Origin of the sequence: Sphingopyxis sp. USTB-05 (assembly GCF_023822045.1) — a bacterium.
GTDB lineage: Bacteria > Pseudomonadota > Alphaproteobacteria > Sphingomonadales > Sphingomonadaceae > Sphingopyxis.
This window is the reverse complement of sequence record NZ_CP084712.1, coordinates 832,521-847,676: the sequence shown is the minus strand read 5'-3', so window position 1 is coordinate 847,676 and position 15,156 is coordinate 832,521. Positions and strand designations below refer to the sequence as shown.

Sequence of the window (15,156 nt, the reverse complement as noted above, 5' to 3'; positions counted from 1 at the left end):
CGCGGCGATCCAATATGCGTTGCGCATAGGAAGGACCGATTTTCTTATAGGATCGGGGCGCGGTGAGATTGGACACGGCATCTCACCCAAAGGCCCGGATCAGCATCCGCACCGCGACGACGGTGAGGAACAGGCCGAACATCAGGCTGAGCCCCCGCTTGGAAAGCGCATGCGCGATCCGCGCGCCCCACGGCGCGGTTAGATAGGATACCGGCGCGATAATCGCGAAGCCGACCAGGTTGACGTAGCCGAGGCTACCGGGCGGCAGGTCCTCGACATTCCAGCCCGCAATAATGAAGGCGACGGTCGCAGGCGCGCTGATCAGCAAACCGAACAGCGCCGCGGTGCCGACCGCGCGGTGGATCGGAACGTTGAACAGCGTCATCACCGGGACGCTGAGCGTGCCGCCACCGATCCCCATCATGCTGGAAATGCCGCCGATCGCAAAGGGAATGGCCTGCCCTGTCACGCCGCCCGGGATGGCTTCGGCGATATGCTTTCCCTCAAGCGGCAGCAGCATCTTGATCGCGACAATCAACGCGACGATGCCGAATACCGCCGACAGCACGTCCCCCGATACCCGGCTCGCGAGGATCACCCCTGCAATCGCCCCCAGGAAGATCGCGATCCCCCAACGGCGGAGCTGGGCGTGATCGACAGCACCCTTCGCTTCGTGCGCGCGCGAAGATGAGATCGCGGTCGGAATGATCGTCGCGAGCGATGTCGCGACCGTCACATGCATCCGCACGTCGGCGTCGATGCCCAGCGCCGAAAGAACGAGGTCGAGTACCGGCACGATAACAATGCCGCCACCGACCCCGAGCATACCGGCGATCACGCCGCCCGCGGCGCCGGTCAGCAGCATCATCGCAGCAAGCGTCAGCATATCTCCGTTCAGCACGTCCGGCATCGGTTTCCCCCAAGGTTCGGCCTTCCTTGTGGGACGCGCTGCATATGCCGTCAAAGATAGAAACAGGGTATTCCTATAATCAAAAATACATATCGCCATCGAGCACGATATATGATTTTTTAGATATCAAGATCCTCAAACAATATTTTCCTATATATAAAAGACGACCTAGCCCGGCCCCCATGACACAAGTGGGCATCGCCGGTTTCGGCACCATCGGCCGCGTCGTCGCGAGCCATATCGAAGCAAGCGCGCTGCCGCTGACGCTGGCGGCCGTATCTGCAGGCGACCGCGCGCGCGCCGAGACGGCGATGGCGGCGCTGCAACAGCCGGTGCCGATCGTCGAGACCGCCGAACTCGTCGCCCTGTCCGACGTCATCGTCGACAGCGCGCCGACGGCGGCATTCCGCGATATCGCCACCGCAACGCTCAGCGCCGGCAAGACGCTCGTCACGGTCAGCGGCGCGGCGCTGATGCAATGGCCAGAGGCCACCGAGATCGCGCGTCGGCATGGCGGACGCATCGTCCTTGCGACTGGCGCGCTGCTCGGGCTCGATGCCGTGCGCGCGGCGGCGATCGGCACGATCCATTCGGTGACGATGGTGACGCGCAAGCCGGTGAAATCGCTGGTTAAGGCTGAACATGTCGTGCGCAATAACATCGACCTCAACGGCCTTACCGAACCGCTGAAGATTTTCGAGGGCAGCGCTCTCGAAGGCGCGATCGCCTTTCCCGCCAATGTAAACGTCGCCGCGGCCCTGGGCATGGCGGGTGTCGGGCCCGAACGGACGCGCCTCGAAATCTGGGCTGACCCAGCACTCGAACGCAACACCCACCGCATCGTCGTCGATTCCGACAGCGCGCGCTTCGAACTCGCGATCGAGAATATTCCGACGCTCGAAAACCCCGGCACCGGCCGGATCACCGCGCAAAGCATCGTCGCGGCGCTGAACGACCTCGTCAGCCCGATCCGCATCGGCACCTAAATTTACTGTAAACAGAAAGGCCCGACCTATGACCACTCGCCTGCGCCATGTGGCGATCGCTTCCGCCGACCCCGACAATTCGGTAGGCTTCTTCACCGATGTGCTCGGCTGGACGGTCGCCGGAAAGATCGATAGCCGCAACGCGCGCGGCTATTATGTCACCGACGGCCACATCAATATCGCGCTGCTCTGCTTCAAGAACCGTCCTGCTGCGGGGATGGAGTTTCCCGAGGGCTATACCGGGCTCCACCACATCGGCTTTCAGTGCGACGACATTGCCGAAGTCGTCGAACGGTTCGAAAATTCGGGCTATGCGCCGCGCCACGACGTCAACCTGGCCCAGGGCCTTGGCAAGAATCCCGCCAAGGACAATGCCGAGTATAAGATGGCCGGGCCCGAGAATGTGATGGTCGACGTGTCCGAACGTGGCTGGGCCGGAACCGACAGCTTCAAGGGCGCGCCGCCGCCGGCGTGATCTTGGCCCGTTTCTGAATTTTCGACCGATTGCTGCCCTCTCTACCCTCGTCACCCCGGACTTGATCCGGGGTCCCGCTTGAGGTCGAAGGCGGTCGATGCGCAAGGAAGCGGGATCCCGGATCAAGTCCGGGATGACGGAAGTTGGTGACTGCGCGCCCGCTCACCACCCCGAACCCGCCATTGCTCAAGACAAAACTGTGCGCGCGGTCACCGACAGCCGCTGGACGTCGCGCTAGCAGGTGATAATCTGGCCGCAACGGGTGGGAGGATCACGATGCGAAGCTTGGGGTTGATCGCCGCGCTTTTAATAGGGAGCACCACGCACGGAGCGCTTGCACGCGAGCCGATGCAACCGATCTCGGACGCGATATTGAACGACTGGCTCGAATTGGGCGAGGAGATCGAAACGCGCGCCGATGGCGACCTGAACGGCGATGGCGATCCTGACACCGTCTATGTTGTTGCGAGCCCCGATACGCGGACACTGCACGTCCTGCTCAGCTATCGCAGCGAGGTCGACCTGGGCCATGAGCCCGCGGGGAGTTTCAAGCTCGAACCCGATCGACTTGGCGCGGCCGCATTGACGATCAGCAAGGGCGTGCTGACGATCCGCGACCTGACAGGCGGCACGACCGCGATGTCCGCGACCTATCGCTACCGCGCCGCGACGACGAAGGGCGGCCCTCGAATGCGGCTGATCGGGCTCGACGCCACGGTGTACAGCCGCACCTATGCCCATGACGGCAATGAAATGAGCTGGAACGTCGCGACCGGCGACACGATAACCAGCCTGCTGAAGCTCGCGACAAGCGGCGACCGGGGGTATGACAAGCAGTATACGCGCAAGTTCAAACGGCCGGTTCGGACCATCTATATGGAGGATACGCCAGGCGCAGAGGAAGAACTCGTCAGTGTGACGAGGGCGAAATAGCCCGCGGCGCGATCAGGGTTGCAACAATACCGGAATAATCCAGATCGCAGACAGGACGATAATCACCGCGATCAGCGAAAAGGCCAGGACATAACGGACATTATGTCCCTTTACCCCGCTGCTCGCCTCGGTCTCGGTCACCTCGACATGGTCATCGACGACTTTCATGGTTCGTCTCCTTTTCTGGTCCGCCTAATACGCGGCCCGTCGCGGCACGGTTCCCGCGCGGCTTTCAGGGAGAGAGTGCCAGAGGGTCTGTAAGCCGGGTTCTGTCCACCCCGTTGCCGGGGATGGGCGATCATTCCTCTAGGCGAACGGTTACCCGAACGCTCAAGCAGTCAACCCGGACGGCTGGGCCGGAATCAGCCCTGAGTTGCCTCGTACCATCCCTATTCGACCTTGCTCCCGGTGGGGTTTGCCATGCCGCGTCCGTTACCGTCCGCGCGGTGCGCTCTTACCGCACCCTTTCACCTTTCGCCGGGCCGAAGCCTTTGGCGGTCTACTCTCTGTGGCACTTTCCCTGAACCTGGCCAAAGCCCGATCCGCCGGACGTTATCCGGCACCGTGATTTCCGTGGAGCCCGGACTTTCCTCCCCTTTCTTGCGAAAGCGGCGATCGCCCGACCCTCTGGCACATCCGTTATAGCATATTGCCGGCCATTTGCGAGCGCGACGAAAGGCCTCGCGCTTTACCCGTCGGCGGTCGTAAGGAACGGCCACCAATCCGGCCATAAGACCGTACAGGAGTGAATAATGACGCGCCCCCACCTCCCCATGATGAACCGCAGATCGTTCCTTGCCGCCGGCGCCGCCATTGCGGCGGCGCACAGCCTCGGCGCGCACGCGGCCAAAGAGCCCAGATTGATGATGGATGGCCTCAGCTTCCTGCCCGAGGACCTCGCCGAGCTCCGGGCAGCGGGCCTCGGCGGAATGATCTGCGACATTTCCGAAATCGAGGAGGTTCGCGACAAGGACAATGTCCCCCGCTATCTTCGGACTTTCGAAAAATGCAGCGCGGCGCTCGATGCGACCACAAAGAAGCTCGCCGATCGGCCGGAGGCATTCGTCGCACTCAAGGGTTCCGACATCGGCTCACGCCCGGGTTGCGCGACCTTTCTGCAATTCCAGTCGTGCGAACCCGTCGGCACCGAGTTGGCGCGCATCGCCGATTTCCATCGCCGCGGCCTCCGCGTCCTCCAATTCACCCATCACAACAACAATCTGTTCGCCGGCGGCGCACTCGAACGTGAATGGAGCGGCCTCACCCCGCTCGGCATCGAGGGGCTGTCAGAGATGAACCGCGTCGGTATCGTTCCCGACGTCTCGCACGGGTCCGAACCGACGATGCTTGAAGCTGCCCAGCGCAGCACGACGCCGATCCTGCTGTCGCACGGTGCGTGCAAAGCGATCGTCGATCATCCCCGTTGCGCGTCCGACACCGTGATCAGGGCGATCGCGGACAAGGGCGGCATGATGGGCATCTTTATGATGAGCTTCTGGTTGACGCGCGACGCGGTTCCGACGGTCGATCACCTGATCGCGCAAATACGCCATGTCGCGAATGTCGCCGGCATCGACGCGGTCGGGATCTCGAACGATTTCCCAATGGCGGGCCAGACCAATCTGGTGGCGCTGAACAATGACAATGCAGAGGGCGTGAAGGAATATTTGCCCTGGTGGCAGGCGATGCGCGAACAGAAGATCGCCGGTTTCGACTGGACTCCCGAGCATGTGGTGATCCCGCAGCTCAACAATATAAACCGCATGGCGACGATCGCCACCACGCTCGACAAGGCGGGCTTTCGTTCGCGCGATGTCGACAAGATCATGGGCGGAAATTGGCGGCGCGTGCTGACCGACATACTCGGCTGAAGCCAAAGAAAAAGGGGCGGCCCGCAAGGAGCCGCCCCTTCTCTTTTCTACAGGTCCCGGCGAACCGGGACCGGACGCCGTTTAGAAACGGAAGTCCACGCCGGCATAGAACAGACGGCCATAAAGGTCGTACGTCGTTGCCGAAGTCTGCGCACCCGGGAAGGTCACAGGGTTCGTGTCACCGAACACCGGCGGCTTCTTGTCGAACACATTGTCGACGCCCAGGTAGAACTCATACTTCTTCTTGTCGTCGAGAGCGAAGCGCAGCTGCGCATCGTGGTACCAATAGGCACCCGTGCTCGTGCGGTCGGGATCGGTCAGATCGTCGACGACCGCCGACAGATAGTTCACGCGCCAGTTAAGCGACACATTGTCCCAGCCGATCGTGGCCGACACATTGACCTTGTCGCGGAAACCGGTGCCCAGACGGCCACAGCTATAGCAATCGAGCTGGCCGACTTCCTTCTGCGTCGGACCGCCCGGATACGACGTCTGCTGCTGCTTGAGCAGATGCGTCCAGAAGGCCGACAGATCGAAACGACCGCTTTCGCCGAAGTTGGTGCTGTACTTGACCTGCGTATCGATACCCGAAACGAGGAACGAACCGGTGTTCAGGTTGAACGCGTCAACCTGCGTGACCCGGCCGGTCGCATCGCGCGTGATATTGTCGCAGAACAGCGCATCGCCGTTGCCGGTCATGCACTCGTCGAGCGACGTCTGCTGACCGATGATGCCGATCGCGTTCTTCACCTTGATCCGGTAATAGTCGACCGTCAGGCTGAGACCGCGAGCGAAGCGCGGCTGGAACACCGCACCGAGCGTCAGGGTCTTTGCCTTTTCTTCGCGAAGGTCCGGGTTACCGCCAAGGAAGCCGTTGATCGTCTGGATCTGCGCCGTCGAATAGACGAAGCCACCATTGTTCGCGGCCGCCGCAATTGCGGGGATCGCGAGACAGGCTGCCGACAGGCTGCCCGCCGGAACCGAGATCGGGGCGCCGTCGCCTTCGCCCTCGCGCTGGTCGCACGGGTCGACAATCGCGGGGAAGGTTTCGCTCTGAGCCGAGAAAAGCTCCGAGATATTCGGTGCGCGGGTCGCTTCCGAATAGATACCGCGGAAACGGATATCCGGGATCGGGGCCCATTCGCCGCCGGCCTTCCAGCTCCACACGCCACCGACCGTCGAATAGTCGGCATAGCGGACGGCGCCTTCGAGGCCGAGATAATGGAAGAACGGACGTTCCGACAGGATCGGCGCGACGACTTCGAGGAAGCCTTCCTTCACATTATACTTGCCGCGCGTGTCGGTCAGCAGGTTGCCGAGCGTCTGGCCGAGGTTGGTCGCCTCGTCGAAATCTTCGCTGCTCGATTCGCGGCGATATTCAAAGCCGGTCGCAAAGCTCAGCGCGCCGCCCGGAAGCTCGAATACTTCGCCCGAGACCGATGCCGAGAAGACGTCCTGCTTCACCTTCGCGCGATATTCCGAAAGCTGACCGCCACGGGTCACATAGTCGGCAGCCGCGGCCGAAACCGTGTTGAAGCCGAAGATGTTGATCGGCACGCACGCCGCGTCATTGTTGTTCGGATCGGCGTCGACGTTGATGCTGCAAACCGGGCCGTTCGGACCCGCAACGGCGTTCAGCGCGTTGACATATTGCGGACCAAAGATCGTCCCCGAACGGGTGTAATCCTTGGTTTCGCCATGACCGTAATAAAGTTCATAGTCGAACTTTTCGGCGAAGCTGCCGCGCAGGCCGGCAACGGCGCGCCAGGTTTCGCGGTCGTTCTTGTTGCTGCGATCGAAAATGTCGTTCGAACGGCGACGGAACGGCAGCGAGGTGACGCCTTCCGCGATCATCGCATCGCGAATTGCCGTCGGAAGGAACGGGTTCGTGATGGGAATGCCCGCATAGGGCGTGCCGTCGGCATTGACGAGGTCGGTATCGGCAACGGCCTGCGGCTCCAGGCTCGAACGCGACTTGCTCTTCGCATAGCTGCCTTCGAAGAACAGCGTTGCGTTGTCCGACAGCTCGTAGCTGGCGAGGCCGGTGACCAGATAACGCTCGACCGGAACACCGAGGTAGCGATCCTGGTTACGGTCGTACCCGTCGATGTTGGCGCCTTCGTACGGCTTCAGGACATTGCCCGGGCCATAGGTGAAGGTGCCGGCGCCCGGAGCAAACGTGCCGCCCGGGCTGAAGAGGCCCTGCGAAGCGAACGAGCTGCGGTTCGGAATGTCATGCGCCGAAAATTCGCGGTTGCGCGAACGCAGGCCGTTGTCGCGGTCATAGCTGCCGTTGACGACGATGTGGCCACGGCCGTCGGCAAATGCCGTACCCGCAGTCAGGCTGGCGAGGTAGCGACCCGAGTCACCCTCGTCGCTGATCGTTCCCTGTCCATGGAAACGGATGCCTTCGAACTTGTCGTCGAGAATGAAGTTGACGACGCCCGCGATCGCTTCCGAACCATAGACCGCCGACGCGCCGCCGGTCACGACCTGGACGTCCTTGATCAGGTCGGTCGGGATGGTGTTGAGGTCGACGATCGACGTACCCGGCAGGCCGGCGACGAAACGGCGGCCATTGACGAGAACCAGCGTACGGACCGAGCCGAGGTTGCGCAGGTTGACGGTCGCGATGCCGTTACCGGTCGTCGAGAAGTTCGACGAGGTACGGCTGATATTCTGACCGACCGACGGCAGTTCCGTCAGCACGTCCTGAATGTTGGCGGCACCGGTCTGCTGGATCTGCTCCTGGCCGATAACCGAAACGGGAACCGACGAGCTGAGATCGGGGCGCGCGATGCGCGAACCGGTCACGACGATCGTATCCGCGCCGGCATCATCGGCAGCGTCGGCATCCTGCGCATAAGCAGGCATCGAAATCATCGCGGCGCCCAGCACGAAGGGGGCGGCGGTCAATTTCAAAAGGGGAAGATAATTTTGTTTCACGGTGCAGTATTCCTCGCTGCTTCATGGCAGAATCGGCAAGGACGGCACTTGGAAGGTTTCAACCTAAGCGTCGCCCTCCCGGTCGCGGCGATGGTCCTTTGACGTGAGTCCGTAAAGGGATTTTGGCCCGGCAGCCGATTTTCGTTCTGTTTTGTGACCTATTTGCAACAGCTTTAAGACAGCCAGATGCAAAGGGCGCATGGCTTTCCGGCTTTTCCCTTAGGGTTTCTGGGATTCACCTTCAGGTTGCGGCAACAGCAGCGCAAGCAGGATCGCGCGGCATTCGCCGTCGATGGTGCCGTCGATCAGTTCTGGCCGGAAACGGCGCTGAAAAGCGACGGTCGCCGCGAATCCATCGGTTACGTCATAGCCGAAGCGTTCGAGCGCGAGCAGGAAGCCCGCATCGGTCCACAAGGGATCGGTGAGCTTCTTGGTCGGACGCGGCAGCGCGAGGCGGCGGCGCGCAAGCTCTTCCCACGGGAACAGTTCGCCCGGGTCTTGCTTGCGCGTCGGCGCGATATCCGAATGTCCGACCACATTGCCGCGCGTGATCGCGTGACGGTCCTTGATCAGATGCACCAGCCGCACGACCGAGGCGACCTGCGCATCGGGAAAGGGCACATAACCCCACTCGTGGCCCGGATTGACGATCTCGATCCCGACGCTCGCCGAATTGATGTCGCTGACCCCACGCCAATGAGACTTGCCCGCGTGCCAGGCGCGCTTGTCCTCGGGGACCATGTGCGTGATCTGGCCGTCTTCCGCCACGACATAATGTGCCGACACTTTTGCCTCGGGATTGGCAAGCCAATCAAGGGCTTCGGCACCACTCTTCATACCGGTATAATGGAGCACGATCATCGAGACAGGCAGCGCGCGTTCGTCGAAATTGGGAGACCAGCGTTCGATAAAATCGCTCATGCGCTCCGGGGACCCGTCCTGTGCTTGCCAATCCGTCGATTGCGCCAGTGGCGCGCAAAAAGCAAGGTCAGGCGGCCAATGAGGATGAGATCGGGGGGCGACGCACCTGCTGGTCGGCGGGCTCGTAAAGACCACGCAAGCGCGGGCTCGCGACGAATTGGTCGGTCTGCCCAAGCACGGTTTCCCCCGCGCCGAGGACGAGGAAGCTCTGCGGCGCCGCCATCGCACGGAGCCGTGCAAAGGCTTTCTGCCGCATCGGCGCCGAAAAATAGAGCAGCAGGTTGCGACAGAAGATGAGGTCGGCCGGGCTCGCCAACGGAGGCCGGTCGGTGAGCATATTCTGTACCGAAAAATCGATCCGGCGGCGCAGGTCTGCCTTGGCGAGCCAGCCGCCTTCGGTCTGGTCGAACCAGCGCACCATGCGCTGCACGGGAAGGCCACGCTGGATCTCGAACTGGCTATAGAGCCCGACGCGCGCGCGCGAAATCGCGTGATAGCTGACGTCGGTGCCGACGATATCGACCTGCCAGCCCGCCCATTTCACGCCCTGCTCGGCGATCAGCATCGCCATCGAATAGGCTTCCTGCCCCGTCGACACGCCGCAATGCCAGATGGTCAGCCGGCGGCGCAGCTTGTTGATCTCGCGGATTTGCTCAAGCGCGGTCGCAGCTATTTCATCGAAGACACTATATTCGCGATAAAAATAGGTTTCGTTGTTCAGCATCGCATCGACCGTATCGTCGAGCAATTGCCGGCTGTTCGACGTGACGAGCGCCGCGACGAGTGCGTCGAGGTCGGCGATACCGTGGCGCTGCATCACCGGCTTCAGCGACATTTCGATCCGCCAGATACGGTTCGGCGACAGCGTCTGTCCGGTGCGCGATTCCAGCACCCCCATCAGGACGCGATACGCCGACTCGCTGGCGCTCGCGCCCATCATGGCTTGCGGCGCCCGGGAAGGAAGCTGCCCAGCATCAGCGCAATCGCGTCGGGGTTGAGCGTCGCGGCGGCAATGCCTGCTTTAGCAACCGCCCCCGGCATCCCCCAGATCACGCAGCTTTCGGGCGCCTGCGCGAAAATCGTCCCGCCAGCGTCCTTCAGCCGCGCCGCGCCGATCACGCCGTCGCGTCCCATGCCGCTGAGGATAACGGCCACTCCGCCCTTGCCATAGACGTCAGCGACCGAATCGAGCATCGGATCGGCCGAGGGGCAGCAGCCATTGTCCATGGCGCGGCGATCGAGCGCGATTTCCACCCTGCCGCCGTTGGCGGCAACGATCAGATGTGCGTCGCCGGGCGCAAGGTAGATGCAATCCCGCTCGACGGTCATTCCTGCCGCGGCGACCCGGACGCGGCGCGTTGTCATCGTCGCGATCTGCTTCGCGTAAAATTCCATGAAGGCATCGGGCAGATGCTGCGTCAGCAGGATCGGCGCGGTGATCCGCGGGTCGAGGTTCGCAAGGAAATTGGCGAAGGCGGGAATACCGCCCGTCGATGCCGCGACCGCGATACATTCAATGGGCTGATCGGTGTCGATCGCAAGTGCGGCCGTCGAAGGCACCGGTCGCTCGGTGATCGGAACCGGCGCCGGGAAGTCGCGCTGATGGCCGAGTGTCATGATCCTCTCGGTCAGAACTTCGGCGAAACGCCCCGAAAAACTGCCCCGTCCCGGCTTGGCCAGCGTATCGCTGGCACCGAGCGCGAGTGCATCGATCGCAGCCGGGCCGCCCTCAACGCAATTCGACGAAAGAATGAGAACGCGGGCCTTTTCGGCGCGCTCCAATATGTGCGGCAGGGCGTCGATGCCGTTCATCCCCGGCATTTCGATATCGAGCACGACGACATCAACAGGCTCGCGCGCCAGATACTCGAGCGCGTCGTGCGCGGAGGCGACCGAGGCGCAGATTTTGAGTCCCGGCCGCTGATCGACGATGCGTTCAAGGATGCTGCGGACGACAAGGCTGTCGTCGACGAGCATCACGCGCACGGTCCGCGCCGTTGGCTCGGGATCCGGTATCAGGGGTTGTGGACGGGCCACCTAAAAAAACCTCAAGCAATGCCGACGAGCTGCAGCTTTCCTTCAAGCGTTTCGCGGTCGAACGGCTTCATGACATATTCGTCCGCACCGGCTTCGATCGCCGCGCGGATATGATCGATGCTGTTTTCGGTGGTACAGAAAACGACACGCGGGCGCTCTTCATGACCATAATCAAGGTCGTTGAACGCCCCCAGAAACTCCATTCCGCTCATCACCGGCATATTCCAGTCGAGCAGGATAACGTCGGGACGGTTGGCGCGACAGAAGGTCAGCGCCTCCTGCCCGTCGGCCGCTTCGTCCACAGCAAAGGCCATGCTCTCAAGAATATGCCGAGCAACCTTCCGAATGACTTTGCTGTCATCGACCACCAGACAAGATTTCGACATTCAATTAACTCCGACCCCCGGGATTTGGGCATGTTTATCGTGAAGGCGTGTGCACCCCGTTAATAAACGGTCGAAATCACGCCGCCTTTAAGGTCGGTAGCGTGATAAAATGCGATGGATCGACAACGAGCAGCGAAGCGCCGTCATGCTCGATCATCGCATCGGCGACGCGCGCCCAGCCGGGCAGCAGTTTTCCGGCGACGCGCGTCTCGGGGGCCTCGATGAAACAGACGTCCTCAATCTCGTCGGCGAGCAGCGCATAGCCATGCTCGGCAACATCGACGACGATCACCCGCTGCCCCGGCACCACAGGCACTGCAGGCAGGCCGACCACGACATGCGGATCGATGAGGGTGAAGACCCGGCTGCGCAGCGCGAAGAGACCCGCAACATGCGGCGGCGCGGCCGGAACTTCGACCGGCGTGCCGACGGTCACGACAGAATTGATCGCACGACTGCGAAGCGCGACGCGCGTGTCGGCGATGCGCGCGATAAGATAGAGTTTCTCCATCATGCGACGTCTCCTCCAACACGGCGTTGCAGCGCATCGAGCAGAGCCTGACGGTCGTAGCGATAGACGGTTTCGTCGTCGGGTCCGGTTGCCGCGACCGACGTGCGCAGACGGATCACCGGCACTTCGCTGTCGGCATCGCTGTCGGCCGCGCTGGTCTCGGTAAGATACAGCAGCACATCGGGCGTCTCACCCGAAGTATCGTCGCTCGAAATCACGCGATAGCCGGCGCTTCGCAAGATCGGCGCAAGGAAATTGTCGCCCCAACCGTCATGGTCGTCAGCAAGACGGCAAAGCGGTTGGCGCAACGCCGATACCGGCGTGCCCGCGGCATATTGTTCCATCAGCCAGAAGGGGTCGATCAGTTCGACCGGATCTCCGCCGACAAGCACGACACCCGCGATCAGGCCCGGCGCCGCCGACGGCTGCACGACATCGGGCAGACGGACGATGTCGATCACCTCGGCGATCGGATAACAGAGCACCGACTGACCGTCGTAAAGGCGCAGGAGTTTCAGCGTCCCCTCGCCGCCCGGCAGCACCGCGGCGTGGACTGGGAAAATATCGTCTCCGATCTGCGCCTGCACCCGGCCGGCGCTTTCGAACAGCGCCGATGCCGGAACTTCCTCGACCCGTTCGATGACAGACAGGCGAACCCCGCGGACACGGTGGTTCATATCGCGGAACAGCAACAGTTGGACAGCGTTGCGCGCCGCCGCGGCCTCGGCTTCGGCCTCGGCCATCCGGTCGTGGCTGCGGCCGGCTTCGCTGGCGTCGATCGCGGCGATGGCCAGCAAACCTTGAACATCGAGCAGCAGGACGGGACGGCCATTGTCGGGCAGCGTCGTGCCTGCATAGAGGCCCGTTGCCATAATCATCGGCGCCGCGGGTTTGATCACCAGTTCTTCATGATCGTGGATCGCCGCAACGCTCAGCGCATAGCTTTGCCCCTGCCCCGGCCGGACGATCACCAACGCGCGATCGTCGCTGTCGTCGGAATCGTCGCGCTCGCGGCCCAATATATTCTCGAGGCGGAGGAGCGGAAACTGTTCGCCGCGGACGGTCGCTAGTTCGCCGCCGCCAAGCTGGTCGATCCGCACCGTATCGCCGCTTTCGAGTAGAATCTCTCGCACGGCTCCGCGCGGAATCGCAAAATACTGCCCTGCGGCGCGGACCATCAGCCCAGATATGATCGTCAGCGTCATCGGCACGCGGAGCAGTATCGTTAGCCCCCGCCCTTCATCGTTGCGCAGTTCAACGACGCCGCCGATCCGTTCGACATTCGCTTTCACGATATCCATGCCGACCCCGCGGCCCGATATCGATGTGACTTTCGCCGCGGTCGAAAAGCCGGGCCGGAAGATCAAATCGAGCTTCTCTTTGGGCCCGAGAGCGCGGGCTTCGGTGGTGGTTAGGATTCTTGAGGCGATGGCCTTTGCTGTGATGGTGTCGGGCGAAAGTCCGCGGCCGTCGTCGCGCACCTCGATTTCGATCTGATTGCCCGACTGGCGCGCCGAGACCGATATCGTCGCGGTTATATCCTTGCCCGCCGCGACCCGATCCTCGAGCGGTTCGACGCCATGGTCGATCGCGTTGCGGACGATGTGGATCAACGGATCGCGGATATTTTCCATCATTTCGCGATCGAGCTCGACTTCGCCGCCGCTCGTCTGAAACGCAATTTTCTTGCCCATCTCCTGCGCGAGGTCGCGGACAATGCGGGGCAGCGGGGCGAACAGCTTGTCGATCCGCTGCATACGCATCTGGCTGACCGACTGACGCATCCCGGCGATCGAATCGGACAGGCGGTCGAACGACGCGATGACCGACAGATCGGCACCCGATTCCCGCAACATCCGGGCAAATTCGTTACGAGCGAGCACGATGTCGGTAACGCCGGTCATGACGCTGTCCAGCAGCGGGAGCGGCACGCGGATCGAACGCCAGCTTTGCATCTCGGCGCCGAAATCATCTTCGCGGCGGAGCGGCACGCCGGCAACCTCGAACGGCGCATCGTCGGACGTCTTATGCTCCGATAGCGCGCCGATCACATCGCGGTCGTCGCCGGTGGGTTCGGCGCCCTTCTGTCCCAGTGCCGTGCAAAGATCGCTCAGGCGATCGATGATGCCCAGCACGCCGGTGACGAGCGCGGCATTCGCCACCCGGTTGCCGCGCCGCACCTGATCGAGCGCGTCTTCGGCAGCATGCGCCAGTGCGGTCACTCGCGGCAGCGCCAGAAAACCCGAGCTTCCCTTTATCGTATGGACCGAGCGGAAAATCGCGTCGAGCTGCGCGCGGTCGGCGGGATCCGCTTCCCACGCAACGATGGCCCCGCCAGCCTCGGCAAGGATTTCCGCCGTTTCGGCAAGAAAGTCATTCAGCAGATCGTCCATCGCGGTACCGGTGCGCCCCAAAAACTGAGGTTCCACCATGGCCGACAATGGTTAAAAGTGGCTTTACCCGCGGCCGCGCAGAACTGCCCCGACCAGCAAGGATGTCGGGGTTTCGCGGGCCAGCATGACCGTCCCATCATTCTGCCGTGCGACCGCCTGGACCAGTACCGCGGGCGCGGTGCGCGAGGTCATCGGGCTTGCGCCTTCACCCTCGGCCAGGATGCGTTCGACATCGGCATCAAGGAAGATGCGCTCGGCCTCGACGTGAAGCGCGATTTCGATCCCTTCGCCTTGCTTTTCACAGCCGACATCGAGCCGGCCGCCGCGCACCAGCGCATCGACGAGGAGGAGCGACAGGTTGAGGATGATCTTCACCGCCGGCTTGGGCAGCGGATCAGTCCCGATCATCCAATTAAGTTCGATCGCGCGGTCGCCGATGATGCCATGGATCGCCGACTTCGCCTCATCCGCCGGGACAAGTTCGCCGAACCCGCCCGCCGAACCGAACGCCAGGCGAAAGAATTTGAGCTTGTTCGCCGACGTCCGCGCGCTCTGTTCGAGCAGTTCGAAGCAACGCTCGCGCATCGCCGGGTCCTTCTCGTCGGCGAGAAGTTCGAGGCCGTTGGCGAAAGCGCCGACGGGGCTCAGCAGATCATGACACAGGCGCGAAGCCAGCATCGAGGCAAAATCGACGCGATCGTCGGACATGGACAAACGGGCTCCCCAGCGCAGAAGCCGGATATTTCCGGCGTGCGCCGCTCCTACGGCACCGAACCCGTCCAGAGCA

The 15,156-nt window shown here is 62.5% G+C and carries 14 protein-coding genes and 1 other RNA gene; 4 read left to right on the top strand and 11 right to left on the bottom strand.

The features are described from left to right. Positions 1-82: 82 nt before the first annotated feature. Positions 83-910: a sulfite exporter TauE/SafE family protein gene (locus KEC45_RS03650; RefSeq protein ID WP_062182989.1), complete on the bottom strand. Its 828-nt coding sequence runs from the start codon at positions 908-910 to the stop codon at positions 83-85. A 182-nt stretch (positions 911-1,092) separates the two neighbouring features. On the opposite strand from KEC45_RS03650, the gene KEC45_RS03645 reads away from it, so the two are divergent. The 3 genes from KEC45_RS03645 (at position 1,093) to KEC45_RS03635 (ending at position 3,304) form a co-directional block, all read left to right on the top strand. After that, positions 1,093-1,896: an aspartate dehydrogenase gene (locus KEC45_RS03645; RefSeq protein WP_252171495.1), complete on the top strand. Its 804-nt coding sequence runs from the start codon at positions 1,093-1,095 to the stop codon at positions 1,894-1,896. Positions 1,897-1,924: 28 nt separating this feature from the next. After that, positions 1,925-2,371 carry a VOC family protein gene (locus tag KEC45_RS03640; protein ID WP_062182997.1) on the top strand — a complete coding sequence of 149 codons (447 nt, stop codon included), beginning with the start codon at positions 1,925-1,927 and terminating at the stop codon, positions 2,369-2,371. Positions 2,372-2,719: 348 nt separating this feature from the next. Further along, positions 2,720-3,304 carry a hypothetical protein gene (locus KEC45_RS03635; RefSeq protein WP_152682405.1) on the top strand — a complete coding sequence of 195 codons (585 nt, stop codon included), beginning with the start codon at positions 2,720-2,722 and terminating at the stop codon, positions 3,302-3,304. A 12-nt stretch (positions 3,305-3,316) separates the two neighbouring features. On the opposite strand, the gene KEC45_RS03630 is transcribed toward KEC45_RS03635, so the two are convergent. After that, positions 3,317-3,472, bottom strand: coding sequence for a hypothetical protein (locus KEC45_RS03630; protein WP_193749180.1), 156 nt, complete (start codon positions 3,470-3,472; stop codon positions 3,317-3,319). A 74-nt stretch (positions 3,473-3,546) separates the two neighbouring features. Then, positions 3,547-3,935: RNase P RNA component class A (gene rnpB, locus KEC45_RS03625), an RNA gene on the bottom strand. A 121-nt stretch (positions 3,936-4,056) separates the two neighbouring features. Between rnpB and KEC45_RS03620 the strand changes: the two genes are divergently transcribed. After that, positions 4,057-5,175 carry a membrane dipeptidase gene (locus tag KEC45_RS03620; RefSeq protein ID WP_083435856.1) on the top strand — a complete coding sequence of 373 codons (1,119 nt, stop codon included), beginning with the start codon at positions 4,057-4,059 and terminating at the stop codon, positions 5,173-5,175. A gap of 81 nt (positions 5,176-5,256) precedes the next feature. Here KEC45_RS03620 and KEC45_RS03615 read toward each other — a convergent pair whose 3' ends face one another. The 8 genes from KEC45_RS03615 to KEC45_RS03580 form a co-directional block, all read right to left on the bottom strand. Further along, the gene (locus KEC45_RS03615; protein WP_238586706.1) at positions 5,257-8,121 is read right to left on the bottom strand and encodes a TonB-dependent receptor; all 2,865 of its coding nucleotides are present in this window, start codon (positions 8,119-8,121) and stop codon (positions 5,257-5,259) included. Between the two features lie 219 nt (positions 8,122-8,340). Then, the gene (locus KEC45_RS03610; RefSeq protein WP_062183019.1) at positions 8,341-9,042 is read right to left on the bottom strand and encodes an N-acetylmuramoyl-L-alanine amidase; all 702 of its coding nucleotides are present in this window, start codon (positions 9,040-9,042) and stop codon (positions 8,341-8,343) included. 67 nt (positions 9,043-9,109) lie between these two features. Further along, the gene (locus KEC45_RS03605) at positions 9,110-9,982 is read right to left on the bottom strand and encodes a protein-glutamate O-methyltransferase CheR (protein WP_062183022.1); all 873 of its coding nucleotides are present in this window, start codon (positions 9,980-9,982) and stop codon (positions 9,110-9,112) included. After that, positions 9,979-11,019: a chemotaxis protein CheB gene (locus KEC45_RS03600; RefSeq protein ID WP_238586733.1), complete on the bottom strand. Its 1,041-nt coding sequence runs from the start codon at positions 11,017-11,019 to the stop codon at positions 9,979-9,981. Before KEC45_RS03600 ends, KEC45_RS03605 begins: the two co-directional genes overlap by 4 nt. Positions 11,020-11,090: 71 nt before the next feature. Then, positions 11,091-11,465 carry a response regulator gene (locus tag KEC45_RS03595; protein ID WP_062183028.1) on the bottom strand — a complete coding sequence of 125 codons (375 nt, stop codon included), beginning with the start codon at positions 11,463-11,465 and terminating at the stop codon, positions 11,091-11,093. Between the two features lie 76 nt (positions 11,466-11,541). After that, positions 11,542-11,979 carry a chemotaxis protein CheW gene (locus tag KEC45_RS03590; RefSeq protein ID WP_062183032.1) on the bottom strand — a complete coding sequence of 146 codons (438 nt, stop codon included), beginning with the start codon at positions 11,977-11,979 and terminating at the stop codon, positions 11,542-11,544. Continuing rightward, the gene (locus KEC45_RS03585; RefSeq protein ID WP_252171494.1) at positions 11,976-14,408 is read right to left on the bottom strand and encodes a chemotaxis protein CheA; all 2,433 of its coding nucleotides are present in this window, start codon (positions 14,406-14,408) and stop codon (positions 11,976-11,978) included. The genes KEC45_RS03590 and KEC45_RS03585 overlap by 4 nt, the downstream gene beginning before the upstream one ends. A gap of 24 nt (positions 14,409-14,432) precedes the next feature. Next, positions 14,433-15,077, bottom strand: coding sequence for a histidine phosphotransferase family protein (locus KEC45_RS03580; protein ID WP_062183034.1), 645 nt, complete (start codon positions 15,075-15,077; stop codon positions 14,433-14,435). Positions 15,078-15,156 lie beyond the last annotated feature (79 nt).

What these genes read in the sequence shown, in the direction of transcription:
- KEC45_RS03600 (WP_238586733.1), bottom strand. Translation starts at nt 11,019, where the DNA reads ATGCTCGTCGACGACAGCCTTGTCGTCCGCAGCATCCTTGAACGCATC.
- KEC45_RS03580 (WP_062183034.1), bottom strand. Translation starts at nt 15,077, where the DNA reads ATGTCCGACGATCGCGTCGATTTTGCCTCGATGCTGGCTTCGCGCCTG.
- KEC45_RS03605 (WP_062183022.1), bottom strand. Translation starts at nt 9,982, where the DNA reads ATGATGGGCGCGAGCGCCAGCGAGTCGGCGTATCGCGTCCTGATGGGG.
- KEC45_RS03645 (WP_252171495.1), top strand. Translation starts at nt 1,093, where the DNA reads ATGACACAAGTGGGCATCGCCGGTTTCGGCACCATCGGCCGCGTCGTC.
- KEC45_RS03635 (WP_152682405.1), top strand. Translation starts at nt 2,720, where the DNA reads ATGCAACCGATCTCGGACGCGATATTGAACGACTGGCTCGAATTGGGC.
- KEC45_RS03590 (WP_062183032.1), bottom strand. Translation starts at nt 11,979, where the DNA reads ATGATGGAGAAACTCTATCTTATCGCGCGCATCGCCGACACGCGCGTC.
- KEC45_RS03630 (WP_193749180.1), bottom strand. Translation starts at nt 3,472, where the DNA reads ATGAAAGTCGTCGATGACCATGTCGAGGTGACCGAGACCGAGGCGAGC.
- KEC45_RS03595 (WP_062183028.1), bottom strand. Translation starts at nt 11,465, where the DNA reads ATGTCGAAATCTTGTCTGGTGGTCGATGACAGCAAAGTCATTCGGAAG.
- KEC45_RS03620 (WP_083435856.1), top strand. Translation starts at nt 4,057, where the DNA reads ATGACGCGCCCCCACCTCCCCATGATGAACCGCAGATCGTTCCTTGCC.
- KEC45_RS03610 (WP_062183019.1), bottom strand. Translation starts at nt 9,042, where the DNA reads ATGAGCGATTTTATCGAACGCTGGTCTCCCAATTTCGACGAACGCGCG.
- KEC45_RS03650 (WP_062182989.1), bottom strand. Translation starts at nt 910, where the DNA reads ATGCCGGACGTGCTGAACGGAGATATGCTGACGCTTGCTGCGATGATG.
- KEC45_RS03640 (WP_062182997.1), top strand. Translation starts at nt 1,925, where the DNA reads ATGACCACTCGCCTGCGCCATGTGGCGATCGCTTCCGCCGACCCCGAC.
- KEC45_RS03585 (WP_252171494.1), bottom strand. Translation starts at nt 14,408, where the DNA reads ATGGTGGAACCTCAGTTTTTGGGGCGCACCGGTACCGCGATGGACGAT.